The organism is Pseudomonas sp. LG1D9, assembly GCF_002949995.1.
GTDB classification, from domain to species: Bacteria; Pseudomonadota; Gammaproteobacteria; order Pseudomonadales; family Pseudomonadaceae; genus Aquipseudomonas; species Aquipseudomonas proteolytica.
On sequence record NZ_CP026881.1, the window covers coordinates 389533 to 413231 of the forward strand.

The following is a 23699-nucleotide window of genomic DNA, read 5'->3' on the forward strand; positions in this document are numbered from 1 at the left end:
CTGGGTTTGAGCGGTTACTGGCGGGCAGCGAGCAAACGCTTGTGGCGATTGCGCCGTGCGATGTTCAAGCACTCGATGGCAGCCGAGAACGCCATGGCCGCGTACACGTAGCCTTTAGGCACATGGGCACCGAAACCTTCGGCGATCAAGGTCATGCCGATCATGATCAAGAAGCCCAGGGCCAGCATCACCACGGTCGGGTTGTCGTTGATGAACTTGGCCAGGGGTTCAGCCGCAACCAGCATCACGATCACCGAGGTCACCACGGCAATGATCATGATCGGCAAGTGCTCGGTCATGCCGACGGCGGTGATGATGCTGTCGATGGAGAACACCAGGTCGAGCAGCAGGATCTGCCCGATGGCCGCAGCAAAGCCGATAGCCACAGTATTGCCCACGCTTGCCTTCTCTTCGGGCTCCGGGTCCATGCTGTGGTGGATCTCGGTCGTCGCCTTCCACACCAGGAACAGGCCACCGGCGATCAGGATCATGTCCTTCCACGAAAACGCCTGGCCGAACACTTCAAATACCGGCGCCGTCAGTTGCACGATAAACGCGATGGTGCTCAACAGGCCCAGGCGCAGGATCAGCGCCATGCTGATGCCGATGCGTCGTGCCTTGGCCCGGTGTTGTTCGGGCAGTTTGTTGGTGAGGATCGAGATGAAGATCAGGTTGTCGATGCCCAGCACGATTTCCATGACGATCAGGGTCGCCAGGGCTACCCAGGCGGTGGGGCTGGCGGCCAGTTGTAAAAGGTATTCCATAGGTCAGTCCTGACGTTGTGCTGGGAAATTAGGTTTCTTTGGTGTTCGATTCAGACTCTTGCTCGGGCTGATCGTCCTTTTTTTCTGGACTGATCAGGCCTTGCGTCGCTTCACTCAATGCCTGCTCGGCGGCCTTGTGGGTGTCATCGATCGCTTGCTTGGCCGATTCGGTGGCTTTGCCCAGGACCTGCTGCGCGCTTTTCTCGACCTGATCGCAGCCGCTGATCATCACCAATGAAAGCGCAAGCAACGAAGCTGCGCCGAGAGAATTGAGTTTCATGATGTATTCCTCGTTAGAACCATTGGGTCCAAGTAGTGGCCCCGCGATAGCGACGCATTCTATGCAGGTGAACACTTCAGTAAAATTCGTATTTTTCTCGCGTATACTTCGGTTTTTACGAACTGACGGCCACCATGCTCAATTACCGACAACTGCATTACTTCTGGGTGGTGGCCAAGACAGGCAGCATCGTGCGCGCCTGTGAGCAACTGAACCTCACCCCGCAAACCATCAGTGGGCAAATCAGCCTGCTCGAACAGACATTCGGCATTGCCCTGTTTCAACGGGTGGGGCGCCAGTTGGAACTGACCGAGGCCGGGCGCCAGGCCCTGCCCTATGCCGAGCAGATGTTCCAGACCGGCAATGAACTGGAAGCGATGTTGCGCGCCCCGCCCAATGAACAGCAGATCGTGTTTCGCGTCGGCGTGGCGGATGTGGTGCCCAAGTCCATTGTCTATCGGCTGATCGCGCCGACCATGGAGTTGAACGAGCCGCTGCGTATTACCTGCCGTGAAGACAAACTGGAGCGGCTGTTGGCCGACCTGGCGATCCAGCGCCTGGACCTGGTAATTTCCGACAGCCCCATGCCCAGCCACCTCGACATCAAGGGCTACAGCCAGAAACTGGGGGAATGCGGCATCAGTTTTTTCGCCACCCAGGCATTGGCTGACCAGCACCCCGGTGATTTCCCACAGTGCCTGCACGGCGCGCCGCTGTTGATTCCCGGCGCGGAAACCGTAGTACGCAGCCGTTTGCAGCGCTGGTTTGCCGAGCAAAAGATCCAGCCGAAGATCATCGGCGAGTTCGACGACAGTGCCTTGATGCAGGCGTTTGGCCAATCCGGCAGCGGGATTTTCATCGCCCCCAGCGTGATTGCCGAGGAAGTGCTACGCCAGTACGGCGTGGCACTGGTGGGCCAGACAGATGCAGTCACCGAGTCGTTCTATGCGATTTCGGTGGAGCGCAAGGTCAAGCACCCCGGTATCGTTGCGATAACCGAAGGCGCCCGCCGCGAACTGTTTACTGCGTTGCCGACCTAGGCGCAAGCGACCCGGGTCTTGGCGGTCATCAGCCACAGGGCCAGGAGAATCGACAGCAGGATAAAGCCCGACGCCGCGAACCCCAGGCTGCCCAGACCGAGGGTGTCGATCACATGCCCGCCGACCATCGCCCCCAGGCCAATGCCCAGGTTGGCCCCGGCAATGTTCAGCGACGCCGCGAACGCCGGCGCATGGGGCGCGGCCTTCATCAGCCGCACATGGCTGACCAAAAACAGCGCCGCCTGGGTCACGCCCCAGATGCCCATGGCCGCGGCCAGGCCGAGGGTGGAGTGGATCGCCGGCACCAGCGCCACCATGCCCGCGATCATAAAGCCACAGAACACCATCGAGGCGATCAGCGGGTGCTTGTCGACCATGCGCCCGCCCAACGAATTGCCTATCAGGCCCACGACACCAAAGCCCATCAGGCACCAGCCCACCAGCGTGCCATCGAAGCCGGCCAGGCGCTCAAGAATGTCTGCCAGGTAGGTATAGGCGGTGAACATGCCGCTAAATACCAGAATCGACAGCAACACGTGGCCCTGCATCAAGGGGTTGCGCAGGATCTTGAACTGCGAGCGCAACGTCACGGTTTCCTTCTTCACCGTGGTCGCCGGCAGGTAAATCAACAGCAGCAGTACCTTGAGTAGCGCCACCCCGGCCAGGATGCCAAAGGCGGTGCGCCAGCCGAACATGTCAGAGATCAAGGTGCCCACCGGAATCCCGAAGACCGTCGCGCAGACGATGCCAAAGCCGATCTTGGCAATCGCCCGGCCGGCGTAGTCCGGCCCGACAATATCCACGGCGGTTTCACTGGCCAGGGCCCAGAACACCGGCAACCCGAGGGCCGGAATCAGCCTTGCCACGGCCATCACCCAGATATTCGGCGCCAGGGCCGCCAGGGTATTGGCCGCGCCGAACATCAACAGGATGCTGATAAACAGGCGCTTGCGCTCGAAGCGTGCGAAATACGCGGTAAGGAACGGCCCGAACGCCGCCACGGTGAAGGCAAACAGCGTCACCAGCAAGCCAGCCTGGGACACGCTCACATCCAGGTCACGGGCGATGGAGGGCAACAGGCCCACGATGACAAATTCGGTGGTCAACACCGTAAAACCGGCTGCGGACAGCAGCAGGATGGGCAACAACATGCATAACTCCAGAAACGGCGACGCCAGCGTCGGCCCAAGGGCCCGCTGACAGAGAGGTAAGAAGAGGATGGCCAAGGTTAACAGAATGTAACCGGACCACGCACGGCTTTGGCGACTGAATGCCGCAGCAAATGGGATGTGTCCTACGGCATGTTAGACTTCGCGCCTTGCACAGTGCTGCACACATTAAAAAAACTAGAGACAACTCTTTATGACTGCTGCCCCTTCGCTGTTTCAACGCCTGCTGCGCGTCAGCCTGGTGACCCAAATTGTCATTGGCCTGGTCGCAGGCATCCTGCTGGCCCTGCTGTCGCCCAGTGCAGCCCTGTCCACCGCGTTTATCGGCAAGGTATTTGTCTCGGCGCTCAAGGCCGTCGCGCCGATCCTGGTGTTTGTGCTGGTGATGGCCTCGATCGCCAACCACAAGCATGGCCAGGAAACCCATATACGGCCGATCCTGTTCCTGTATCTGCTGGGCACCTTTTCTGCGGCGGTTGTGGCAGTGATTGCCAGCACCCTGTTCCCCTCGAACCTGGTCCTCGCGACCCATGATGTCGCCATCAGCGCCCCGGGCGGGATCGGCGAAGTGATGCAGAGCCTGCTGCTCAGTGTGGTGGACAACCCCGTCAGCGCCCTGATGAATGCGAACTTCATCGGCATCCTGGCCTGGGCCATCGGTATGGGCATTGCAATCCGCCATGCCGGTGAAACCACGCGCACCGTCCTGGACGACCTGTCCAACGGCGTCACGCTGATCGTGCGTGTGGTGATTCGTTTCGCGCCGCTGGGTATCTTCGGCCTGGTCGCCTCGACCCTGGCGGCCTCTGGTTTCGATGCGCTGTTGGGCTATGCGCACCTGTTGCTGGTGCTGATCGGCTGCATGTTGTTCGTGGCGCTGGTGATCAACCCGGCAATCGTGTTCTGGAAACTGCGCCGCAACCCCTACCCGCTGGTGCTGCTGTGCCTGCGTGAGAGCGGGATCACCGCCTTTTTTACCCGCAGTTCGGCGGCCAACATCCCGGTCAACCTGGCATTGAGCGAGCGTCTGGGCCTGCACGAAGACACCTATTCGGTTTCGATCCCACTGGGGGCGACCATCAACATGGCCGGCGCCGCCATCACCATCACCGTGCTGACCCTGGCCGCCGTGCATACCCTGGGCATCGCCGTCGACCTGCCGACCGCGGTGTTGTTGAGTGTGGTTGCCGCGATCTGCGCTTGTGGCGCGTCGGGTGTGGCTGGGGGGTCGTTGTTGCTGATTCCGCTGGCGTGCAGCCTGTTCGGGATTCCGAGTGAAATCGCCATGCAAGTGGTGGCCGTGGGCTTCATTATCGGGGTGCTGCAGGATTCGGCAGAAACCGCGCTCAACTCGTCTACCGACGTGTTGTTCACTGCCGCGGCGTGCCTGGGCCAAGAAGACAAGAACCCGGCCTGATACAACAGTGGGGGCTGGCTTGTGTGGGAGCTGGCTTGCCTGCGATGGCCATGAGTATCTACACAACTCTCTGATACTTCTGGGCTCTGAGTTTTGGGCTGATGTAGGGGGCATATCCATTGCTGCGGTAACGGCGGCCATGGGTTCCGCCCTTACGGCGGCTCACTTTTGAACAGCGCAAAAGTAAGCAAAACGCTCTTGCCCCACCACTCGGCACCTCGCCTAGGCTCGGTGTGCCCGTCATCCGACATTGATTTTGGGGGTCGCCGCGATGGGCCATCCATGGCCCAGCGCGGCTAAACCGGCGTCCTGCCGGTTTACCCCCCAAATCAATATCGGATTACGGCCAGCGTGGTTTAACGGGGCGCCTAAGATCAAAATCACAAGCAGAGCGAGGCGGCCTGACAGCCGGCCTGATCGGTGAGGTTTACGCGTATACCTGTGGGAGCTGGCTTGCCTGCGATAGCGGTCGATCAGTCAATATATTTATCGGCTGATACACCGCTATCGCAGGCAAGCCAGCTCCCACAGGGGAATGCAGCTTCGCGCTCTGGCGTTGCTGTTGCTCTGTTTTTGATCTGGTTTTTGATCTGGTTTTTGATCTTAGGCGCCCCGTTAAACCACGATGGCCGCAGGCAGGTATTGCGCAGTGGGCACCCCGGCAGGATGCCGGGGTAGCCGCGACACGGCCATGGATGGCCGATCGCGGCGGGCCCACGGAGCAATGCCTGACTGCGGGCATGCCGAGCCTAGGCGAGGCACCGAGTGGTGGGGCAAGAGCGTTTTGCTTACTTTTGCGCTGTTCAAAAGTGAGCCGCCGTAAGGGCGGAACCCATACCCGCCGCGACCGCGGCAACGGATATGTACACATACCCGGAAGAGCGAGTTGTGTAGATACTGATGGCCATCGCAGGCAAGCCAGCTCCCACACAAGCCAGCTCCCACATTTGTTTTGCGGTGTTACTCAGTAATTAGAACGCGCCCATATAGTCGCGCTTGCCCACTTCCACACCGTTGTGACGCAGTAAGGCGTAGGCGGTGGTGACGTGGAAGAAGAACTGCGGCAGGCCGTAGGTCAGCAGGTAGGACTGGCCGCTGAAGCGCTTCTCTTTAGGGGTGCCCGGACGGGTGACGATCTCGATGCCTTCTTTGCCATCGATCTGCGCCGGGGTGATGGTGTCGATGAACGCCAGCACCTTGGCGATCAGCGCTTGCAGGTCAGCGAAGGTGACTTCGTTGTCTTCGTATTTCGGCACTTCAATCTCGGCCAGACGCGCGGAAACGCCCTTGGCAAAATCCACGGCGATCTGCACCTGGCGCACCAGCGGGAACATGTCCGGGAACAGGCGCGCTTGCAGCAAGGCGTTTGGGTCGATGTTCTTGGCGGTGGCGTGGGCCTCGGCCTTGTTCAGCACATCGCTCAAAGCGTTGAGCATTTGCTTGAAGACCGGAAGGGAAGCGGCGTACAGGGAAATAGTCATGACAGTCTCGACAGTGGTGGCAGGGTTTGAACAGCCGCGATTATAGACATGAGCGCTGCTTGTCTTTTATTTTTTCGGGATTAGGCTAGTGGGTTCACTGCATAGGGAAAGCGCGATGACCGCCGAGCACGACACCAACTCCTCCGAGCCGCGCCTCAACAGCACGGAAATCCGTGTTCTGGGCTGCCTGATCGAAAAGCAGGCCACCAACCCGGAAACCTACCCGCTGACCCTCAATGCCCTGGTCCTGGCCTGCAACCAGAAAACCAGCCGGGAACCTGTGATGAACCTCAGCCAGGGCCAGGTTGGCCAGAGCCTGCGGGCCCTGGAAGGCCAGGGGTTTACCAAACTGGTGATGGGCAGCCGTGCCGACCGCTGGGAACACCGGGTGGACAAGGCCCTGGAACTGGTGCCGGCGCAGGTGATTCTTACTGGCCTGTTGTTCCTGCGTGGCCCGCAGACGGTCAATGAATTGCTGACCCGCAGCGGGCGCATGCATGACTTTGAAGATGCCGAGCAGGTGGTACACCAACTCGAACGCCTGATCGCCCGCGACCTTGCCGTGCTGGTCCCCAAGCAAGCCGGCCAGCGTGAGGACCGCTACACCCACTCCCTGGGTGACCCGGCGGATATCGAGGCGATCCTGGCCGCCCGTGGCAGCCCGGTGGAGCGCAGCAGCGCTGGCAGCGGGGTTTCTCTGGAGCGCATCGAGGAGCTGGAGGCGCGGATTGCGGCGCTGGAAGAACGCCTCTCACGCCTCGAATAACCGCCCCTTTGTAGGAGCCGGCTTGCCGGCGATGAGGCCCTTGCCGCCATCGCCGGCAAGCCGGCTCCTACAAGGCCTGCCTTAGCCCTGTCGGGCAAACGCTACGGCTTTCTGGAACTGCTCATCCGTCGGGCGGATGCCGGTGTACAGCACGAACTGCTCCAGTGCCTGGATCGCGATCACTTCCAGGCCGGTAATCACCCGCTTGCCCTGGGCCCGGCCACGCACGATCAGCGGCGTTTCGGCGGGGATCGCCACCACATCGAATACAGTCTCTGCCGCATCAATGGCGTCGGCCTCGAATGCCAGGTCCTCGGCCTGGGCGCCGCCGGTCATGCCGATGGGCGTTACGTTGACCAGCATCTGCGGCCGCGCGTTACCTAATGTCGCCTGCCACTCATACCCCAGATTGTGCGCCAGGGCCCGGCCTGCTCCTTCGTTACGGGCAACGATCAGGCCATTGGCGTAGCCACCGTCACGCAAGGCACTGGCCACGGCCTTGGCCATGCCGCCACTGCCGTGCAGGGCAAAGGTCGAGTCCTTGGGCACCGCGTGCTTTTGCAGCAGTTGCTCGATGGCGATGTAATCAGTGTTGTAGGCCTTGAGGTGGCCGGCCGTATTGACGATGGTGTTGATTGAGGCGATGGCGCGGGCCGAGTCGTCGAGTTCATCCACCAGTTCGATACAGGCTTCCTTGAACGGCATCGACACCCCACAGCCACGAATGCCCAAGGCGCGGATCCCGGCTACAGCGCCGTTCAAGTCCTGGCTGCTGAAAGCCTTGTAGTAAAAATTCAGCCCCAACTGCTCATACAAATGGTTATGAAAGCGCAGGCCGAAATTACCCGGGCGGGCCGACAACGACATGCACAACTGGGTGTCCTTGTTGGGGTTCATCAGCATCGGTAACTCCTCTTCAAGTAAGCAAATCGGTACAGACCTTACACAACCTTTACCTAGCTGCAGTGCTGTTTTGCTGAAATACGTTGTCTTAAAAGTATCCCCGCGACAATCCTTGAGTCTCAGACCACAAGCGCAGGGGCCAACCGAGGAAAGACCATGATGCGTAAAATCCCCAGGATCGCCTTGCTGATCGGTGCACTCGCTGTAGCCGGCCAAGCCTCCGCCCATGGTGGTGGTTGGGGTGGCCCGGCCGTTTTGGGTGCGGTTGTCGGCGCAGCCGTGGTGGGCTCAGTGATCGCCAGCCATGATCGGCCGGTGTATGTACAGCAACAACCTGTGTACTACCAGCCGCAGCCGGTGTATGCCGCCCCGCCACCGGTCTATTACCAGCCACCACCGGTGTACGTGCAGCAGCCGGTTTATTACCGCCCGGCGCCGGTGTATTACGGGCCACCACGCGGCTACTACGGCCCGCCCCGAGGCTATTACGGGCGCGGCTGGTAAGCCCGGTATACAAAGCCCCGCATTCCAGGCGGGGCTTTTTTGTGGGTGCAGGGTCTGAATAAATCTCGCCGGGGTCGTTATGGAGACATCGCCGACCGTTAAATCCGACATTATTAAGGCCAAAGTGTACTTGCCCAACCGGGGGGCGCGCTGTCATGTTTGTGTCACGCGGCACTCTCACTATCGAAACGGTCCCCCATAACAGGTCATAACAACAAGGACGCCCCAGCATGCCCACACAAAACCCGCACCGCACCGCCGGCCTCTGCACTTCCAGCAAGGTCTACAGCGCCTTGACTGAACTCAAGCACCTTGAAGGCCACCGTAGCGCCAAGTTTCTCTCGTTGCTGGCAGAAAACCTGGTCCACAAGGGCCTGCTCAATGAACAAGAAGTGCTGCACATGCTGGACCAGGTGGTGGACTGAGCCCTGTCGGCGCAGCCTCGATGGCAGTGATGTTGACTATCGAGCAGGGTGATTTTCCCTCGCCGCCCAGCCGCCGTAAGGTGAACTCCATCAGCAATGGAGGTACATATGCCCACTATCCAGATCATGTCCGTCGTTGGCAGTGCCGTCCCCGGCCCCCTGCGCAAACTGGGTTTGCTCGCCTGTTGGTACCTGGTACGCGACGGTGAAGCCATCAGCGGGCCCCTGGCCTCGTTGCCCGACGCCCAGGCCCTGTCCCGCAAGATGGCCCACTGCTTCTCAGCCTAGGGCAATGGCAGCCGCACCCGGGGTTTGGTCTCGACAAACAGCGCCCAGCTGGAGATAAACAGTGCGGCGATCAATGGGCCGATGACAAAGCCATTGAGGCCGAACACCGACAGCCCGCCCAGGGTCGAGATCAGGATCAGGTAATCCGGCATCTTGGTGTCCTTGCCCACCAGGATCGGGCGCAGCACATTGTCCACCAGGCCAATCACAAATACCCCGAACAAGGCCAGCACCACTCCTTGCCAGATTGAACCGCTGAGCAGGAAGTACGCAGCCACCGGCCCCCACACAATCCCCGCCCCCACCGCAGGCAGCAACGACAGGAACGCCATCAATACCGCCCAGAGCAACGCGCTGGGAATGTCCAGGAACCAGAAGATCAGGCCACCCAATGCGCCCTGAGTCACCGCCACCAGCACATTGCCTTTGACGGTCGCGCGCACCACGCGGTTGAACTTCAGTTGCAGGCGACGCTTCTGCGGCTCGGCCAGCGGCACTGCCGTGCGCACTTTGCGCACCAGCTCGGGACCGTCGCGCAGCAAGAAGAACAGCAAGTACAGCATGATGAAAAAGCTCACCAGGAAATCAAAGGTGCCCTGGCCGAAGCTGAACGCCTGGCTGGCGAAGAACTGGCTGCCCTGCATCGCGCCCTTGACGATTTTCTCGCGCAGGCCCTCCAGGTTGCCCATGCCGAAGCGGTCCAGCAGGTGCTGGAAGTACGGCGGCAGGAAGTTCTTGAATTGTTCGATGTAGCCCGCCACATCCAACTTGCCACTCTCGACGTTCTTGTACAGCGTCGCCCCCTCCTGCACCAGCAAGGCGCTGGTGATGATCACCGGTAAAATCGCGATCACCAGGCACACCATCAAGGTGCACAGCGACGTCAGGTTGCGGTTCCAGCCAAACTTGAGCTGCAGGCGCCGCTGCATGGGCGCAAAAATGATCCCGAGGATGATCGCCCAGAACACCGCGCCATAGAACGGCAACAGGATCCAGAAGAAGCCGACAGTCACCACGACCAGCAGCAACAGCAGGGTTTTGAATTGCAGATTCGTTTGGTTCATGTCCGATCCGTACCAGAAAAACGCCGGGCGCCCAGCGCGCCCTGTTGCTTAGTCCACCGCGCATCCGGCGAGTGCCATCTTTATTTCTACAGCGTAGACCCAGATCAATAAGCGCCCGGCCCGGCTCGGCTACCCTGCCGCCCTTTTGCGACCTGAATCCCCATGCCCCCTGTCCTCGCTCCCGAATTGCTCGCCCCCGCTGGCACCCTGAAAAACATGCGCTACGCCTTTGCCTACGGCGCCGATGCGGTCTACGCCGGCCAGCCGCGCTACAGCTTGCGGGTGCGCAACAACGAGTTCGACCACGCCAACCTGGCCCTGGGTATCGCCGAGGCCCAGGCCCAGGGCAAGCGCTTTTATGTCGTGGTCAACATCGCGCCACACAACGCCAAGCTGAAGACCTTTCTCAAGGACCTGGAACCGGTGATCGCCATGGGCCCGGACGCGCTGATCATGTCTGACCCCGGCTTGATCATGCTGGTGCGCCGGCACTTCCCGCAGATGCCGATCCACCTGTCAGTACAGGCCAACACGGTGAACTGGGCCAGCGTCGAGTTCTGGCAACAGCAAGGCATCTGCCGGATCATCCTGTCGCGGGAACTGTCCCTGGAAGAAATCGCCGAAATCCGCCAGCAAGTGCCGGCCATGGAGTTGGAAGTGTTTGTGCATGGCGCACTGTGCATGGCCTATTCCGGGCGCTGCCTGTTGTCGGGGTATATGAACAAGCGCGATGCCAACCAGGGCACCTGCACCAACGCCTGCCGCTGGAAGTACCAGGCCAGCCCCGCCGTCGAAAACAGCGTGGGCGATATCGTCCAGCAGTATCAGCCCGAACCGACCCTGGGCCTTGGCGCGCCCACCGACCAGGTGTTCCTGCTCCAGGAGGCCAACCGCCCCGATGAGCAGATGCCGGCCTTCGAGGACGAGCACGGCACCTACATCATGAACGCCAAGGACCTGCGGGCGGTGCAGCACGTCGAGCGCCTGACGCAGATGGGCGTGCACTCGCTGAAGATCGAGGGCCGCACCAAATCCCACTTCTATGTGGCACGCACCACCCAGGTGTACCGCCAGGCCATTGATGACGCCGTGGCCGGGCGCGCGTTCGACCGTGGCTTGATGACCAACCTCGAATCCCTGGCCCAGCGCGGCTACACCGAAGGCTTCCTGCGCCGCCATGTGCATGACGAGTACCAGAACTACCAGAACGGTAGCTCGGTTTCCGAGCGCCAGCAGTTTGTCGGCGAGTTGACCGGCGAGCGGCGCGGGGAACTGGCCGAGGTCAAGGTGAAGAACCGCTTTGCGCTGGGCAACCACCTGGAGTTGATGACCCCGGCGGGGAATTTCCATTTTGACTTGGGGAGGATGCATAACGCCAAGGGCGAGGCGATCGAGGTGGCGCCGGGGGATGGGCATACGGTGTATGTGCCGGTGCCGTTGGAGATGGATATCGGGTTTGGGTTGTTGATGCGGGATGTGTAGCAGGCTTTAAAGATAGCGCTCTGTGGCGAGCGGGCTTGTCGGAACGCCGCATCGCCCGCGCTGGGCTGCGAAGCAGCCCCAAAACCGGCTGCTAGGGAGTATTTGATACGCCGCATTCGGCTCACTGGGGCTGCTTCGCAGCCCAGCGCGGGGCAAGCCCGCTCGCCACAAGGGAGTTCGTCAGTGTCTACCGATGCCGCGATGAGGCCAGAACAAGCACCGCAATTGCCAGGTCAGATCCTGAACTGCCCCACCAACTGCCCCAATCGCTGCCCCAGATCCGCCAGGCTGCGTGAAGTCTGCGCGCCCTGCTGGGTTTCGTCCGCCACACTGTCCACCGCCACCGCAATCTGATGCACGCTGCGGTTGATCTCTTCCGCCACGGCGGTTTGCTCTTCCGAGGCGCTGGCGATCTGCGCGTTCATCGTGTTGATGGTGCCGATCAACTGCGCCATGGTATCGAGGGACGCCCCGGCCTCATTGGCCTGGGCCGAGGTGCCGTCGCCGGCATCGCTGGAGCGGCGCATGGATTCCACCGCCGCCTCGGTGCCCTTTTGCAGGCGGTCGATCATGCCCTGGATTTCCTGGGTGCTTTGTTGGGTGCGGCTGGCCAGTGCGCGCACTTCATCGGCCACCACCGCAAAGCCACGTCCGGCTTCACCGGCGCGGGCCGCTTCGATGGCGGCGTTGAGGGCCAGCAGGTTGGTCTGCTCGGCAATCGAGCGGATCACCCCGAGCACGCTGACAATCGACGATACGTCCTGTTGCAGGCTGTCCAGGGACACGCCGCTGCTGCGGATGTCATTCACCAACGCATGAATCTGCGCGATGCTGCCATCCACCACGCGTTTGGCGGCCTGGCCTTCGGCGTCGGTCTGCTGCGCCGCCACCGCGGCGCCCTGGGCACTGCGGGCCACTTCATGGGCGGCAGACGACATTTCGTTGATCGCCGTGGCCACCTGGTCAGTCTCCTGGCGCTGGCGCTCCATGGCCTGCTCCGAACGGTGGGCCTGCTCGGACACCTGGCTGACCAGGCCGGTCAGTTGCGAAGTCATGTCGGTGATCTGGCGCACCAAGCCATGGATCTTGTCTACAAACCGGTTGAACGAACCGGCCAGTTCACCCAACTCGTCCTGGCTGGTGATTGCCAGGCGGCAGGTCAAATCACCCTCGCCGGCGGCGATGTCGTCGAGGTTGGCCTTCATCAGGTGCAAGGGGCGCAGGATGGTATTGGCCAGCACCATGCCCACTGCCGCAATCAGCAACAGAAGGACCACAGCGATACCGACGATGCTCAACAACACCCCTTCCATACGTTCGTTGACCTTGGCTTCCACTTCGCTGACCAGCGCATCGATACCGTCGAGGTTGACCGACGTACCGATCACCATGTCCCACTTGGGCAAGTATTCGGTGTAGCCAAGCTTGGGCACCAGTTCGGTTTGCCCCGGCTGGGTCGAGCTGTATTGCAGGTAGTGGGTGCCGTCCTTGCCGACCTTCACCAGGTCGCGGTTGACGTAGACGCCGTTGGGGTCACGGTTGTCCTTGAAGCTTTTGCCCACGCCATCGGGGCTATTGCCCTTGAACAGGCGGATGGTCTCGGAGTCGTAGCCAAAGAAATATCCGTCCTTGCCGTAGGTGGTGTTGGACAACAGCTTGACCACCTGCGCCCGCGCCTGCGTATCGCCAGGAGCGGCGGCGTCGTACAGCGGCTTGATGGTGGTCATCGCCACTTCCACGTAACTCTGCAGGGTGGCCTTGGCATTGTTGAGCAGCCGCTCGCGGGTTTCAGCCACCTCGCTGCGCGCCTGTTCCTTGAGGATCCATACCGTGGTCAGGCTGATGACCACGGCAAACAACAACACCGGCAGTACGGCGAGGGACAGGACTTTGGCCTTCAGACTCAGACGCATGGATCTTCTCTCTTATAGGGCAGCGTTAACAGGTTAACGGCCCTGAGAGAAAAAACTGTAGGAGCGAGCTTGCTCGCGAAAATCGTCGGCAATAACACCGGCATCCTGGATGGACGCGGTGCCCTTGAATCCTTCGCGAGCAAGCTCGCTCCTACAGGAGAGGTCAGAGGGTCATCGCGGCAAACCAGCCGAACACCAGCAGCGGCAGGTTGTAGTGCAGGAAGGTCGGGACCACGGTGTCCCAGATATGGTGGTGCTGGCCGTCGATGTTCAAACCCGAGGTCGGTCCCAGGGTGGAGTCCGACGCTGGCGAACCGGCATCGCCCAGGGCGCCAGCGGTGCCGACGATGCAGACAATGGCCAGGGGGCTGAAGCCCAGTTGCACACACAGCGGCACGAAAATCGCCGCCAGGATCGGTACCGTGGAAAACGACGAGCCGATCCCCATGGTCACCAGCAACCCCACCAGCAACATCAACAGCGCGCCCACGCCACGGCTATGGCCGATAAACGCCGCAGAGGCCTGCACCAGCGTCTGCACCTGGCCGGTGGCCTTGAGCACTTCGGCAAACCCGGAGGACGCGATCATGATGAAGCCGATCATCGCCATCATCTTCATGCCTTCGGTGAACAGGTCATCGGTGTCGCGCCAGCGCACGATGCCCGACACCGAGAAGATCAGGAAACCCGCCAGGGCACCAATGATCATTGAGTCCAGCCACAGTTGGATGATAAACGCCGAGGCAATGGCCAGCCCGGCTACCAGCAGGGTCAGCGGGTTGTATTGCACCGCCACTTGCTCGACCCGCTCGATTTTCTCCAGGTCGTAGACGCGCTTCTTGCGGTAGCTGATAAACACCGCCACCAACAGGCCGAACACCATGCCCAGCGCCGGGATGCCCATGGCGTGGGTCACATTGACCTGGCTGATATCCACCCCACTCTTGGCGACGTTGGCCAGCAGGATCTGGTTGAGGAAGATGTTGCCGAAGCCCACCGGCAGGAACATGTACGGGGTGATCAGGCCAAAGGTCATGACACAGGCGATCAGGCGCCGGTCAATCTGCAACTTGGTCAGCACATACAGAAGAGGCGGCACCAGCAGCGGGATAAAGGCGATATGGATCGGCAGGATGTTCTGCGAGGCAATCGCCACCGCACCCAGCAGGCAGATCAGCAGCCATTTGACATGACTGCCGCCCGTCGCTTCCTGGCGATCCACCAGCAGCAGCGCCTTGTCCGCCAGGGCGTGGGCCAGGCCGGACTTGGCGATCGCCACGGCGAAAGCACCGAGCAATGCGTAAGACAGCGCCACCGTGGCGCCGCCGCCCAGGCCGCTGTTGAATGCGCTGAGCGTCGCGTCGATGCCAAGACCTCCGGTCAAGCCGCCGACCAGGGCGCCGACGATGATCGCGATGACCACATGCACGCGGGACAGGCTCAGCACGAGCATGGTGCCGACCGCGGCGATTACTGCGTTAATCATGGTTACCTCAGGACAGAAACATAAAAACAACACGCGCCGGCACCCTGGCCAAATGGCGACCACGGCACACGCAGAAAAGGAGTTTTATTAGAGGGCGCGCACTTTGCAGCAGCCGACACGCCATGTCAAAGCGCGACGTCGTAAACAGAATTCAATTGATCGTATGAATAAAGAAAAAAACCGGGCGGCCGATACAACGGATCATCTCTGTCGTAACGAAGGTTAAAAGATCTCCATGTCGCTCAGGCAGCTGTCCATTCAATGGAAAATCACCCTCCTCGCCGGCCTTTGTCTGTTGGGGATCGTGACCCTGCTAGTGGGTCTTTCGCTGTATCGCATGGATCAGAGCTCACATAGGGTCCAGACCTCCAGCACGCAGATGCTCAATGTCGCGGCCCAATCGCGCATCGAAGCCCAGGGGGAAGTCCAGGCGCTGGGCATCCGCCAACAGTTTATGGACGCTTACCAGTACGGCCATGGTTTTTCGCGCCAGGTGCTGTTTTTGCGGGAACAGGCCGAGAAGCGCTTCCTTGATGCCTTTGACTTGCGTGAAGACCTGACGCGCCAAGTCAAGGCCGCGCTGCAGGCCAATCCGGACCTGCTGGGCCTTTCCCTGGTGTTCGAAGCCAATGCCCTGGATGGCAAGGATGAGTTGTTTACCGGCCAGGACGAGCTGGGCAGTAACGAGAAGGGCCGCTTCGCCCTGTACTGGTCGCAGCCGACACCCGGCAAGCTGACCTCGATGGCACTGCCGGAAAGCGACATGTCCGACACCAGCGTCGGCCCCAGCGGCGAAAAGGCCAACACCTGGTTCACCTGCCCGCGCACTACCCTCAAACCGTGCGTGATCGAACCGTACTTTTATGTGATCGACGGGCAAAACGTGTTGCTCACCAGCATCGTGTTCCCCCTCACGGTCAATGGCAAAGTCATCGCCTCGCTGTCGGTGGACATCAACCTCAACAGCCTGCAGGCGGTCAGCCAGAATGCCAGCCGCAAGCTGTATGACGGCCAGACCAAGGTCAGCATCATCAGCCCGGTAGGTTTGCTCGCCGGCTACAGCCCGGATGCAAGCAAGCTCAGCCAGCGCCTGGACAGCGTCGACACCACCAGCGGCGCACAACTGATCAGTGCCATGGCCAACAGTACCCAAACCTACAGCCTGCGCACCGGCCAGCAACTCAAGGTGCTGGCGCCGTTCCAGCCAATTCCCGATGGCAAGTCCTGGGGCGTGTTACTGGACGTGCCGGAACAAGTCCTGATCGGCCCCGCCCAAGCCCTCAAGGCCGAACTGGATGCCGACAACACCAAAGGCACCTTGCTGGAACTGGGCCTGGGCTTGCTCGCCGCGATTGTCGGTTTGCTGTTGGTGTGGCTGATGGCCCGTAGCGTCACCCGGCCAATCCTCGGCGTGGCCCGTATGCTGGAGGATATCGCCAGCGGCGAAGGCGACCTGACCAGGCGCCTGGCCTACGACAAGCGCGACGAACTCGGTGAACTGGCCAGTTGGTTCAACCGTTTCCTCGACAAGCTGCAACCGATCATTGCCGAGGTCAAACGCTCGGTGCAGGACGCGCGCAGCACCGCCGACCAATCGGCGGCGATTGCCAGCCAGACCAGTGCCGGCATGGACCAGCAATACCGCCAGGTCGACCAGGTGGCCACCGCCTCCCACGAAATGAGCGCCACCGCCCAGGACGTCGCACGCAGCGCTGCCCAGGCCGCACACGCCGCCCGCGATGCCGATCAGGCCACCCGCGAAGGCCTGACCGTGATCGACCGCACCACCACCAGCATCGGCCACCTTGCCGCCGATATGAGTACGGCGATGGCCCAGGTCGAAGGCCTGGCGGCCAATAGCGAGCAGATCGGCTCTGTGCTGGAAGTGATCCGCGCGATTGCCGAACAGACCAACCTGCTGGCCCTCAACGCCGCCATCGAAGCTGCCCGCGCCGGTGAGGCCGGGCGTGGTTTTGCGGTGGTCGCCGATGAAGTGCGCAACCTCGCGCGGCGCACCCAGGAGTCGGTGGAAGAAACCCGCCAGGTGATCGAACAGTTGCAAAACGGCACCCAGGAAGTGGTGAGCTCCATGAGTAACAGCCATCGCCAGGCCCAAGGCAGTGTGGAACAGGTCGGCCAGGCAGTGACGGCATTGCGCCAGATCGGCGATGCGGTGACGGTGATCAGCGACATGAACCTGCAAATCGCCAGCGCTGCCGAACAACAAAGCGCGGTGGCCGAGGAGATCAACAGCAATGTGGCGACGATTCGCGACGTGACCGAGTCGCTGTCGGGTCAGGCCAATGAGTCGGCCCGGGTCAGCCAGACACTCAATAGCCTGGCCAATCAGCAACAAGGCTTGATGGATCAGTTCCGGGTTTGATGGCAATTTGAAATGCACTGGGTTGGGCGCCGTACGTCGCCAGCTCACAACTCCAGAGCTCCAACGCCGGCTGGCTCGCCTGTGGCGGGCCAAGCCAGGTACTCATCCACTGGCAGTGTTGGTTGAAACACAGTTGATAATCCACGGCCTCGGGGGTTCGCCCTAAGCGCAGGGGTTGCAACGGGGGCAAGTGACGCTGGTAATGCCAACTGCCCTCACGCAGTTGGGCGCCGTCCGGAATCTCCATACCGGCCCCGGAACCCTTGACCCGTGCCTCACCCAGCACCAGCCCCTCCGGGGTCACGCGGTAATCCTCTTCCCAGCGCACTTTCTCGATCGTATGCGTCCAGGCCAGGGTGAAGGCCGGCGTGGGGACCTGCGCCCACACCGTACCCGCCAAGCCCAGGCACAAACCGATCACACCGCAGCCACCTGGGCGCGATGGGCACGCCAGCAGTGTTGCGCAATCAACAGCGCCGCCAGGACGAAGCCGATTTCATCGCTTAGCGGCGTCGCTAGAATCAAGCTGGCGCCGGCGGCAAAGCCCACCACCCGCTCCCACCCACTGAGCCTGGTCAGCAGGTAGCCAGTGAACACCGCGCCCCAGATACCGATGGCCAGCAGCGCCTTGGCCACCACATACAGGGTCGCCAGCAGGCTGTCGCCCTGCAGCATCAATGCCGGCTCGTACACCGCCATGAACGGCACGACAAACCCGGCCACGGCGATGCGGATCGCCCACAGGCTGATTTTCAGGCCGCTTGCCCGGGCAATCGGCGCCGCCGCGAAACAGGCCAGCGCTACCGGCGGCGTGAGGTCGGCCATGATGCCGAAATAGAACACGAACATATGCGACACAATCAGCGGCACGCCCAGGTCCAACAGGGCCGGTGCGGCAATCGAGCTGGTGATGATGTAGTTGGGAATGGTCGGTATGCCCATGCCCAGCACCAGGCAGGTAAGCATGGTGAGTACCAGCGAAAGGAACAGATTGTCCTGGCCGATAGCGAGGATGTAGCCGGCAAAGGTCGAGGCCACCCCGGTCAGCGACACCACCCCGATGATCACCCCCACCAGCGCGCAAGCGATGCCCACCGGCACGGCATGGCGTGCGCCTTCAACTAGGGCATGCAAGCAGATTGTCAGGGTGTCGCGGCCGCCCTTGATGAACCAGCACACCGCCACCAACAGCGCCACGACTCCAAACACCATGCCGATACCGAGCCGGAAAAAGCCCGCACACAGCACGCCCAGGACGATCCAGAAAACAAAACGCAGGGCCGTGGACGATACCCGCAGGATGATCGCCGAGCCCAGGATGACGATGGAGGTCAGTGCCAGGCCGACCATGCCGGAGAACAACGGAGTGCGTCCGGAGAACAGCAGGTAGATCAGCACGAATAACGGGATCAGCAGATACCAGCGCTGCTTCACCGCGGCCCAGGGGTTCGGGCATTCGCTCTTGGGCAAGCCGCACAGGTTGGAACGCTTGGCTTCCAGGTGAACCATCCAGAACACCGAGCCAAAGTACAACATGGCCGGAATCAACGCGGCCTTGGCCACTTCGAAGAACGGCACGTTGATCGTCTCGGCCATGATAAAAGCCACCGCGCCCATGATCGGCGGCATGATCTGGCTGCCCATCGACGAGGTCGCTTCCACACCGCCGGCAAACGCCGACTTGTAGCCAAAGCGCTTCATCAACGGGATGGTGAATTGGCCGGTGGTCACCACATTCGCCACCCCCGAACCGGTGATGGTGCCCATCAGCGCCGACGACACCACCGACACCTTCGCCGGGCCACCGAGCTTATGGCCGAACAGGCCCATGGCGAAGTCGGTGAACAGTTTGATCATCCCGGCTTGTTCGAGGAACGCGCCGAACAGGATAAACAGGAAGATGTACGTGGCCGAGACATAGGTCGGCGTGCCGTACAGCCCCTCGGTGCCAAAGGCCAGTTGGTTGACGATCTGGTCGATGGCATAGCCGCGGTGCATCAGGTCGCCCGGCAGGTACTGGCCAAACAGGCCGTAGGCCAGGAACAGCGCACAGATCAGCGGCAAGGCAATCCCCATCACCCGCCGTGCTGCTTCGAACACCAGCACGATCAGCACCAGGCCGACGACCATGTCGCTGCCGGTCAGGTCGCCGGAGCGTTGAATCAGCGCGGCTTCGAAATACCACTGGTAGAACGCCGTGGCCATCCCGGCCAGCCCCAATAGCCAGGCCAGCGGTTGCCAGGGCTGGGCCTTGCCCCGCGCCGGAAAGCACAGAAATACCACCAGCAGCAGAAAGCCCACGTGCACGGCCCGCAGAATCTGGCTGGAGACCGGATGGAAGGCTGCGGTGATGATTTGGAACACGGAAAACAACAGCGCGACATAAAACAGTGCTCGGGGCCAATCCCTGGGATTGGCGGCGAGGCTTTGGTCTTGCTCACTCATGCGGGTACTCCCACGTTACAACGTCGATAGACCAACAAAACCCGATGCGCGATGTACGAAGGTTTTATTCGCAGCCCAGGCAAGTGCGCGCAGCGGTGGGTGCGGCACACAGCACCCACCTGCCGCCTACAGGACGCCTGCCTCCGTATAGAAGCGCTCGGCGCCCGGATGCAGCGGGATCGGCAGGCCCTTGGCCGCGCCTTCCAACTGGATATCCTTGGCGGCCGAGTGGGCATTGCCCAGGCGATCGAGGTTGTCGAACATGAGTTTGGTCATCTGGTAGGCCACGTCATCGGGCACGCCGTCATGGCTGACCAGAAGGTTGGTGATGGCCACTGTGGGTACATCGCTGGCCTGACCGTCGTAGGTGCCTGCCGGGATCGTGCCGGCCTGGTAGGCCGCGTTGTCGATCTTGGCGATGACCTCTGGGGGAATGGCAACGAAGGTGACCGGCATCGTTGCGGCCAGGTCACGGATCGCCGCCATGCCCAGGCCCGAAGACTGCAAGGTGGCGTCCAACTGGCGGTTCTTGATCAATTCGACCGACTCGGCGTAAGGCAGGAACTCGACCTTGCCCAGGTCTTCATAGCTCAGGCCAGCCGCCTTGAAGATCGCGCGGGCGTTGAGCTCGGTGCCGGACTTCGGCGCGCCGACGGAGATGCGCTTGTTTTTCAGGTCGGCCAGGGTGGTGATGCCGGACTCCTGGCTGGCAACGATCTGGATGTAGTTCGGATAGGTGCCGGCAATCGCCCGCAGTTTTTGCAACGGGGCCCTGAAGCCGGCCTCTTCGACTCCATTCCACGCATCGGCTACCGAGTCACCCAGGGCAAAGGCCAGCTCGCCGCGACCGGCTTGTAGCAGGTTGAGGTTTTCTACCGACGCCTTGGTGGCCTGCACCGAGGTCTTCGACCCTTCGATGCCATTGCTGTAGAGCTGCGACAGGCCCACGCCGATCGGGTAATACACGCCGCTGGTACCCCCCGTCAGCACGTTGATAAATGTGGGGGCGGCGAGTGCTGCAGTACTTGTGGCAAAGGCTGCGGCAGCAGCAAACACACTGAAACGCTTGGTCATTCGCATGGGAGTCACCTTTTATCTTTCTTATTAGGTACCGAGCAAGCGAGTGCCCGGCTGGCAAGTGCTCTGACAGACACCATGCCTTGAGCGAAAAAAACGCTCGGCATGGTCAGCCAGGTGGCTGTTATAAGCGAAATGGTTGTGGCCAGGGGTTACAAGGACAAGCCTTGTTGCAAATCCCTACAAATCGAAAACAAAGTGCCATCAGCCCTGGCGTCGGGGTAACTCGATCAGCACCTTGAGGCCGCCGAACTCACTCTCATGCAACTGCAAAGTGCCACCCCACACCTCGACGATATCCCGCACGATCCCTAACCCCAGGCCATGGCCATCGGTCTGCTCATCCAGGCGAGTGCCTCGGCTGAACACCTGGCTACGCTGAGCCTCGGGAATCCCCGGCCCGTCATCCTCGACCCGCAGCTGAAAACTATGGGGCGCCTCGTCAATGCTCACGCGCACCTCGGCATCCGCCCATTTGCAGGCGTTGTCCAGCAGGTTGCCCAGCAGCTCCAGCAGGTCTTCACGGTCCCATGGCAGTTGCAGGCCGGGGCGTACGTGGTAGCTCAGGTCCAGGTGCTCGCCGTGGATCATGTTCAGGGTCGCCAGCAGGCCTGGCAGCTCGCTGTCGCAGTCGAACAGTGCGCCGGGCAGGGTTTCACCGGCCAGACGCGCGCGGTTGAGTTCGCGGTTGAGCCGTTGCTGCACCTGCTGCAACTGCTCGCGCAACAACTTGGCCAATTGCGGCTGGTCCTTGAGCTGCTCGCTGGAGGCCACACTCAACAGCACTGCCAGGGGCGTCTTCAAGGCGTGGCCGAGGTTGCCCAGGGCGTTGCGCGAGCGTTTGAGGCTGTCTTCGGTATGGGCCAGCAGGTGATTGATCTGTGCCACCAGCGGCTCCAGTTCCACCGGCACCTGGGTGTCCAGTTGCGAGCGCTGGCCTTGCTGCAACTGCGCGATCTGCTCGCGGGCGGTCTCTAGCGGGCGCAGGGCCCTACGCACAGTGACCCGTTGCAGCAGCAGGATCAGCAGCAACGCCGCCATCCCCAGGACCAGGCCGACCTGGCGCATCAGGCGAAAACTCTCGCGCACCGGTGTGTAGTCCTGGGCCACGCTGATGGAAATCGCCTGGCCAAACCGTTTGTAGTCCGAGCGCAGTATCAGCAATTGCTGGCCTTCCGGGCCCAACTGCAGATTGCCCTGCAGGCCGGCCTGGGGCAGCTGCGGCAGTTCCTGGTCCCACAGGGAGCGGGAGCGCCAGTGGTTGTCGCTGAAGTCGATACGAAAATAATGCCCGGAGAACGGCCGCTGATAGGCCGGCGACAAGCGCTGTTCATCCAGTTGCACGCCACCGGGGCCACGCACCAGGGCCACCAGCAGGTTTTCACTGTCGTTGCGCAGGCCCGACTCCAGGTAGCGCTGCAAACCCATTTCAAACAGCCACAGGCTGGTTTGCGCCAGCACCAGGCCGACGATCACCATCACGCTGATCAGCCCCAGGCTCAAACGTCGCTGGATCGACCTCACGAGGGGCTGGCGCCAAAGCGATAACCCTGGCCGCGCCGGGTTTCAATCACGCTACGCCCCAGCTTGCGGCGCAGATGATTGACGTGCACTTCGAGGACGTTAGAGTCGCGCTCGGTTTCACCATCGTACAAGTGCTCGGCCAGGTGGCTTTTGGACAGGATCTGCTCGGGATGCAGCATGAAGTAGCGCAGCAGACGGAACTCGGCAGCGGTCAGTTGCACCTCGGCACCGTCGCGCATCACACACTGGCGGCCTTCATCCAGATGCAGGCCGGCGGCCTGCAGCGTCGGCTGGTTGGCCTGGCCATGGGAGCGGCGCAACAACGCCTGGATGCGCAGGTACAACTCTTCGGGGTGAAACGGTTTGCTCAGGTAATCGTCGGCTCCGGCCTTGAGCCCTTCGATGCGTTCGGCCCAGGAGTCACGGGCGGTGAGGATCAACACCGGGGTCGCCAGGGCGGCGGCGCGCCATTGGCTCAACACCTCAAGCCCCGGCAGCCCGGGCAAGCCCAGATCGAGGATGATCAGGTCATACGGCTCGCTGCGCCCCTGATACACCGCGTCACGACCGTCTGCCAGCCAATCCACGGCATACCCCTGGGCTTTGAGCCCGGCCAGCAATTCATCGGCCAGGGGCACGTGGTCTTCCACCAGAAGCAGGCGCATCAGTCATCTTCCTCGTCTTTAAGCAGCGCGCCCGTGGTCGCGTCCAGTTTAATTTCCCGAACCACGCCATCGGTGGTCACCAGCTCTACTTCATAGACGTAGCGGTCGTGTTTGCTCTCAAGCTCGGCCTCCAGCAACCGGGACCCGGGATGCCGCGCCATGGCCTGCTGCAGCAACTGCTCAAGGGACAGGATCACCCCTTGCTGGCGCAGCGCCAGGGCTTCGTCCTGATTGAGGTCCCGGGCAGCCACCACCGAGCAAAAGGCCAGGAGCACCAGCGCCAGTCGACTGCCGGTGCGTAGATTTACCTTCATTACGTATCCTGATGATCCTTGAGAACTTGCCCGGTGACAGCGTCCAATTCCACGTCCCACTCGACGCCCTGGGCATCGCGCAGGTCAACCTGGTAAATGTATTTGCCGTACTCCTGCTCCAACTCGGTCTCATGCACAGTGCCACCGGGATGTTTGGCCAGGGCGGCAGCGTTGAGCTTCTCGAACGACAGGATGGTACCAGCGTCACGCAGTTTCAGCGCTTCATCCGGTCCCAGGTCCCGGGCCTGGGCCAGGCCGGTGGTGAGGGCGATGATACTGGCGGCGATAACGGCTGTGAGGTATTTCATG

22 protein-coding genes and 3 pseudogenes are annotated in these 23699 nt (G+C 61.5%); 9 read left to right on the forward strand and 16 right to left on the reverse strand.

All coding sequences use genetic code 11. From position 1 onward, the window contains the following. Positions 1-14 precede the first annotated feature (14 nt). Both C5F71_RS01775 and C5F71_RS01780 read right to left on the reverse strand, forming a co-directional pair. Positions 15-764, reverse strand: coding sequence for a TerC family protein (locus tag C5F71_RS01775; RefSeq protein WP_029296609.1), 750 nt, complete (start codon positions 762-764; stop codon positions 15-17). Between the two features lie 28 nt (positions 765-792). Further along, positions 793-1044, reverse strand: coding sequence for a hypothetical protein (locus C5F71_RS01780; protein ID WP_029296611.1), 252 nt, complete (start codon positions 1042-1044; stop codon positions 793-795). Positions 1045-1178: 134 nt separating this feature from the next. Here C5F71_RS01780 and nhaR point away from each other — a divergent pair, with 134 nt between their 5' ends. Next, positions 1179-2084 (forward strand): transcriptional activator NhaR, encoded by a 906-nt coding sequence (gene nhaR, locus C5F71_RS01785; protein ID WP_104910458.1) that lies wholly within the window; start codon positions 1179-1181, stop codon positions 2082-2084. On the opposite strand, the gene C5F71_RS01790 is transcribed toward nhaR, so the two are convergent. Continuing rightward, positions 2081-3235 carry an MFS transporter gene (locus tag C5F71_RS01790; protein ID WP_104910459.1) on the reverse strand — a complete coding sequence of 385 codons (1155 nt, stop codon included), beginning with the start codon at positions 3233-3235 and terminating at the stop codon, positions 2081-2083. The genes nhaR and C5F71_RS01790 overlap by 4 nt on opposite strands. Positions 3236-3446: 211 nt before the next feature. Here C5F71_RS01790 and sstT point away from each other — a divergent pair, with 211 nt between their 5' ends. Next, positions 3447-4670 carry a serine/threonine transporter SstT gene (gene sstT, locus C5F71_RS01795; protein WP_104910460.1) on the forward strand — a complete coding sequence of 408 codons (1224 nt, stop codon included), beginning with the start codon at positions 3447-3449 and terminating at the stop codon, positions 4668-4670. A 971-nt stretch (positions 4671-5641) separates the two neighbouring features. Here the strand turns inward: sstT and C5F71_RS01805 are convergent. After that, positions 5642-6151: a DUF1993 family protein gene (locus tag C5F71_RS01805; protein ID WP_029296619.1), complete on the reverse strand. Its 510-nt coding sequence runs from the start codon at positions 6149-6151 to the stop codon at positions 5642-5644. 115 nt (positions 6152-6266) lie between these two features. Here C5F71_RS01805 and C5F71_RS01810 point away from each other — a divergent pair, with 115 nt between their 5' ends. Continuing rightward, the gene (locus tag C5F71_RS01810) at positions 6267-6917 is read left to right on the forward strand and encodes a YceH family protein (protein WP_104910462.1); all 651 of its coding nucleotides are present in this window, start codon (positions 6267-6269) and stop codon (positions 6915-6917) included. An 81-nt stretch (positions 6918-6998) separates the two neighbouring features. On the opposite strand, the gene C5F71_RS01815 is transcribed toward C5F71_RS01810, so the two are convergent. Next, positions 6999-7820: a shikimate 5-dehydrogenase gene (locus tag C5F71_RS01815; protein WP_029296623.1), complete on the reverse strand. Its 822-nt coding sequence runs from the start codon at positions 7818-7820 to the stop codon at positions 6999-7001. 156 nt (positions 7821-7976) lie between these two features. On the opposite strand from C5F71_RS01815, the gene C5F71_RS01820 reads away from it, so the two are divergent. From C5F71_RS01820 to C5F71_RS01830, 3 genes are all read left to right on the forward strand, one after another. Next, positions 7977-8324 carry a hypothetical protein gene (locus C5F71_RS01820; RefSeq protein WP_029296625.1) on the forward strand — a complete coding sequence of 116 codons (348 nt, stop codon included), beginning with the start codon at positions 7977-7979 and terminating at the stop codon, positions 8322-8324. 230 nt (positions 8325-8554) lie between these two features. Further along, a complete protein-coding gene (locus C5F71_RS01825; protein WP_029296627.1) occupies positions 8555-8749 on the forward strand; it encodes a hypothetical protein in 195 nt (64 codons plus the stop codon). A gap of 108 nt (positions 8750-8857) precedes the next feature. Continuing rightward, entirely contained in the window at positions 8858-9037 is a 180-nt protein-coding gene (locus C5F71_RS01830; protein WP_029296629.1) for a hypothetical protein, read from the forward strand. Here the strand turns inward: C5F71_RS01830 and C5F71_RS01835 are convergent. Then, the gene (locus C5F71_RS01835) at positions 9034-10101 is read right to left on the reverse strand and encodes an AI-2E family transporter (protein WP_029296631.1); all 1068 of its coding nucleotides are present in this window, start codon (positions 10099-10101) and stop codon (positions 9034-9036) included. The genes C5F71_RS01830 and C5F71_RS01835 overlap by 4 nt on opposite strands. A gap of 162 nt (positions 10102-10263) precedes the next feature. Here C5F71_RS01835 and yegQ point away from each other — a divergent pair, with 162 nt between their 5' ends. After that, positions 10264-11583, forward strand: a complete 1320-nt coding sequence (gene yegQ / locus C5F71_RS01840) for a tRNA 5-hydroxyuridine modification protein YegQ (RefSeq protein ID WP_029296634.1) — start codon at positions 10264-10266, stop codon at positions 11581-11583. Positions 11584-11816: 233 nt separating this feature from the next. On the opposite strand, the gene C5F71_RS29590 is transcribed toward yegQ, so the two are convergent. From C5F71_RS29590 to C5F71_RS01850, 3 genes and pseudogenes are all read right to left on the reverse strand, one after another. Continuing rightward, positions 11817-12638 (reverse strand): methyl-accepting chemotaxis protein, encoded by an 822-nt coding sequence (locus tag C5F71_RS29590; RefSeq protein ID WP_371923407.1) that lies wholly within the window; start codon positions 12636-12638, stop codon positions 11817-11819. Between the two features lie 84 nt (positions 12639-12722). After that, positions 12723-13496: pseudogene (locus C5F71_RS29595) on the reverse strand (cache domain-containing protein); the annotation flags it as partial. Positions 13497-13659: 163 nt separating this feature from the next. Further along, positions 13660-14979, reverse strand: coding sequence for a Na+/H+ antiporter family protein (locus C5F71_RS01850; protein WP_166647879.1), 1320 nt, complete (start codon positions 14977-14979; stop codon positions 13660-13662). Positions 14980-16402: 1423 nt separating this feature from the next. On the opposite strand from C5F71_RS01850, the pseudogene C5F71_RS29600 reads away from it, so the two are divergent. Beyond that, positions 16403-16459, forward strand: a pseudogene (locus C5F71_RS29600) (hypothetical protein); the annotation flags it as partial. A 201-nt stretch (positions 16460-16660) separates the two neighbouring features. Next, positions 16661-17365: a methyl-accepting chemotaxis protein gene (locus C5F71_RS29605; RefSeq protein WP_371923408.1), complete on the forward strand. Its 705-nt coding sequence runs from the start codon at positions 16661-16663 to the stop codon at positions 17363-17365. A gap of 34 nt (positions 17366-17399) precedes the next feature. On the opposite strand, the pseudogene C5F71_RS01860 reads toward C5F71_RS29605, so the two are convergent. The 7 genes and pseudogenes from C5F71_RS01860 to C5F71_RS01890 form a co-directional block, all read right to left on the reverse strand. Further along, positions 17400-17786 (reverse strand): annotated as a pseudogene (locus C5F71_RS01860) (DUF1850 domain-containing protein); the annotation flags it as partial. Beyond that, positions 17783-19810 (reverse strand): TRAP transporter permease, encoded by a 2028-nt coding sequence (locus tag C5F71_RS01865; RefSeq protein WP_104910465.1) that lies wholly within the window; start codon positions 19808-19810, stop codon positions 17783-17785. The pseudogene C5F71_RS01860 and the gene C5F71_RS01865, both read right to left, overlap by 4 nt. Before the next feature lie 126 nt (positions 19811-19936). Continuing rightward, a complete protein-coding gene (locus tag C5F71_RS01870; protein WP_029296643.1) occupies positions 19937-20890 on the reverse strand; it encodes a TAXI family TRAP transporter solute-binding subunit in 954 nt (317 codons plus the stop codon). Between the two features lie 201 nt (positions 20891-21091). Then, positions 21092-22411: a sensor histidine kinase gene (locus C5F71_RS01875; protein ID WP_070995558.1), complete on the reverse strand. Its 1320-nt coding sequence runs from the start codon at positions 22409-22411 to the stop codon at positions 21092-21094. Then, positions 22408-23076: a response regulator transcription factor gene (locus C5F71_RS01880; RefSeq protein WP_104910466.1), complete on the reverse strand. Its 669-nt coding sequence runs from the start codon at positions 23074-23076 to the stop codon at positions 22408-22410. The genes C5F71_RS01875 and C5F71_RS01880 overlap by 4 nt, the downstream gene beginning before the upstream one ends. Beyond that, positions 23076-23390 carry a PepSY domain-containing protein gene (locus tag C5F71_RS01885; RefSeq protein ID WP_029296649.1) on the reverse strand — a complete coding sequence of 105 codons (315 nt, stop codon included), beginning with the start codon at positions 23388-23390 and terminating at the stop codon, positions 23076-23078. Before C5F71_RS01885 ends, C5F71_RS01880 begins: the two co-directional genes overlap by 1 nt. Continuing rightward, positions 23390-23698, reverse strand: a complete 309-nt coding sequence (locus tag C5F71_RS01890; protein ID WP_029296650.1) for a PepSY domain-containing protein — start codon at positions 23696-23698, stop codon at positions 23390-23392. The genes C5F71_RS01885 and C5F71_RS01890 overlap by 1 nt, the downstream gene beginning before the upstream one ends. Position 23699 lies beyond the last annotated feature (1 nt).

Coding starts and splice junctions, on each gene's coding strand:
- C5F71_RS01775 (WP_029296609.1), bottom strand. CDS start 764: ATGGAATACCTTTTACAACTGGCCGCCAGCCCCACCGCCTGGGTAGCC.
- C5F71_RS01780 (WP_029296611.1), bottom strand. CDS start 1,044: ATGAAACTCAATTCTCTCGGCGCAGCTTCGTTGCTTGCGCTTTCATTG.
- nhaR (WP_104910458.1), top strand. CDS start 1,179: ATGCTCAATTACCGACAACTGCATTACTTCTGGGTGGTGGCCAAGACA.
- C5F71_RS01790 (WP_104910459.1), bottom strand. CDS start 3,235: ATGTTGTTGCCCATCCTGCTGCTGTCCGCAGCCGGTTTTACGGTGTTG.
- sstT (WP_104910460.1), top strand. CDS start 3,447: ATGACTGCTGCCCCTTCGCTGTTTCAACGCCTGCTGCGCGTCAGCCTG.
- C5F71_RS01805 (WP_029296619.1), bottom strand. CDS start 6,151: ATGACTATTTCCCTGTACGCCGCTTCCCTTCCGGTCTTCAAGCAAATG.
- C5F71_RS01810 (WP_104910462.1), top strand. CDS start 6,267: ATGACCGCCGAGCACGACACCAACTCCTCCGAGCCGCGCCTCAACAGC.
- C5F71_RS01815 (WP_029296623.1), bottom strand. CDS start 7,820: ATGCTGATGAACCCCAACAAGGACACCCAGTTGTGCATGTCGTTGTCG.
- C5F71_RS01820 (WP_029296625.1), top strand. CDS start 7,977: ATGATGCGTAAAATCCCCAGGATCGCCTTGCTGATCGGTGCACTCGCT.
- C5F71_RS01825 (WP_029296627.1), top strand. CDS start 8,555: ATGCCCACACAAAACCCGCACCGCACCGCCGGCCTCTGCACTTCCAGC.
- C5F71_RS01830 (WP_029296629.1), top strand. CDS start 8,858: ATGCCCACTATCCAGATCATGTCCGTCGTTGGCAGTGCCGTCCCCGGC.
- C5F71_RS01835 (WP_029296631.1), bottom strand. CDS start 10,101: ATGAACCAAACGAATCTGCAATTCAAAACCCTGCTGTTGCTGCTGGTC.
- yegQ (WP_029296634.1), top strand. CDS start 10,264: ATGCCCCCTGTCCTCGCTCCCGAATTGCTCGCCCCCGCTGGCACCCTG.
- C5F71_RS29590 (WP_371923407.1), bottom strand. CDS start 12,638: ATGACTTCGCAACTGACCGGCCTGGTCAGCCAGGTGTCCGAGCAGGCC.
- C5F71_RS29605 (WP_371923408.1), top strand. CDS start 16,661: ATGAGCGCCACCGCCCAGGACGTCGCACGCAGCGCTGCCCAGGCCGCA.
- C5F71_RS01865 (WP_104910465.1), bottom strand. CDS start 19,810: ATGAGTGAGCAAGACCAAAGCCTCGCCGCCAATCCCAGGGATTGGCCC.
- C5F71_RS01870 (WP_029296643.1), bottom strand. CDS start 20,890: ATGCGAATGACCAAGCGTTTCAGTGTGTTTGCTGCTGCCGCAGCCTTT.
- C5F71_RS01880 (WP_104910466.1), bottom strand. CDS start 23,076: ATGCGCCTGCTTCTGGTGGAAGACCACGTGCCCCTGGCCGATGAATTG.
- C5F71_RS01885 (WP_029296649.1), bottom strand. CDS start 23,390: ATGAAGGTAAATCTACGCACCGGCAGTCGACTGGCGCTGGTGCTCCTG.
- C5F71_RS01890 (WP_029296650.1), bottom strand. CDS start 23,698: ATGAAATACCTCACAGCCGTTATCGCCGCCAGTATCATCGCCCTCACC.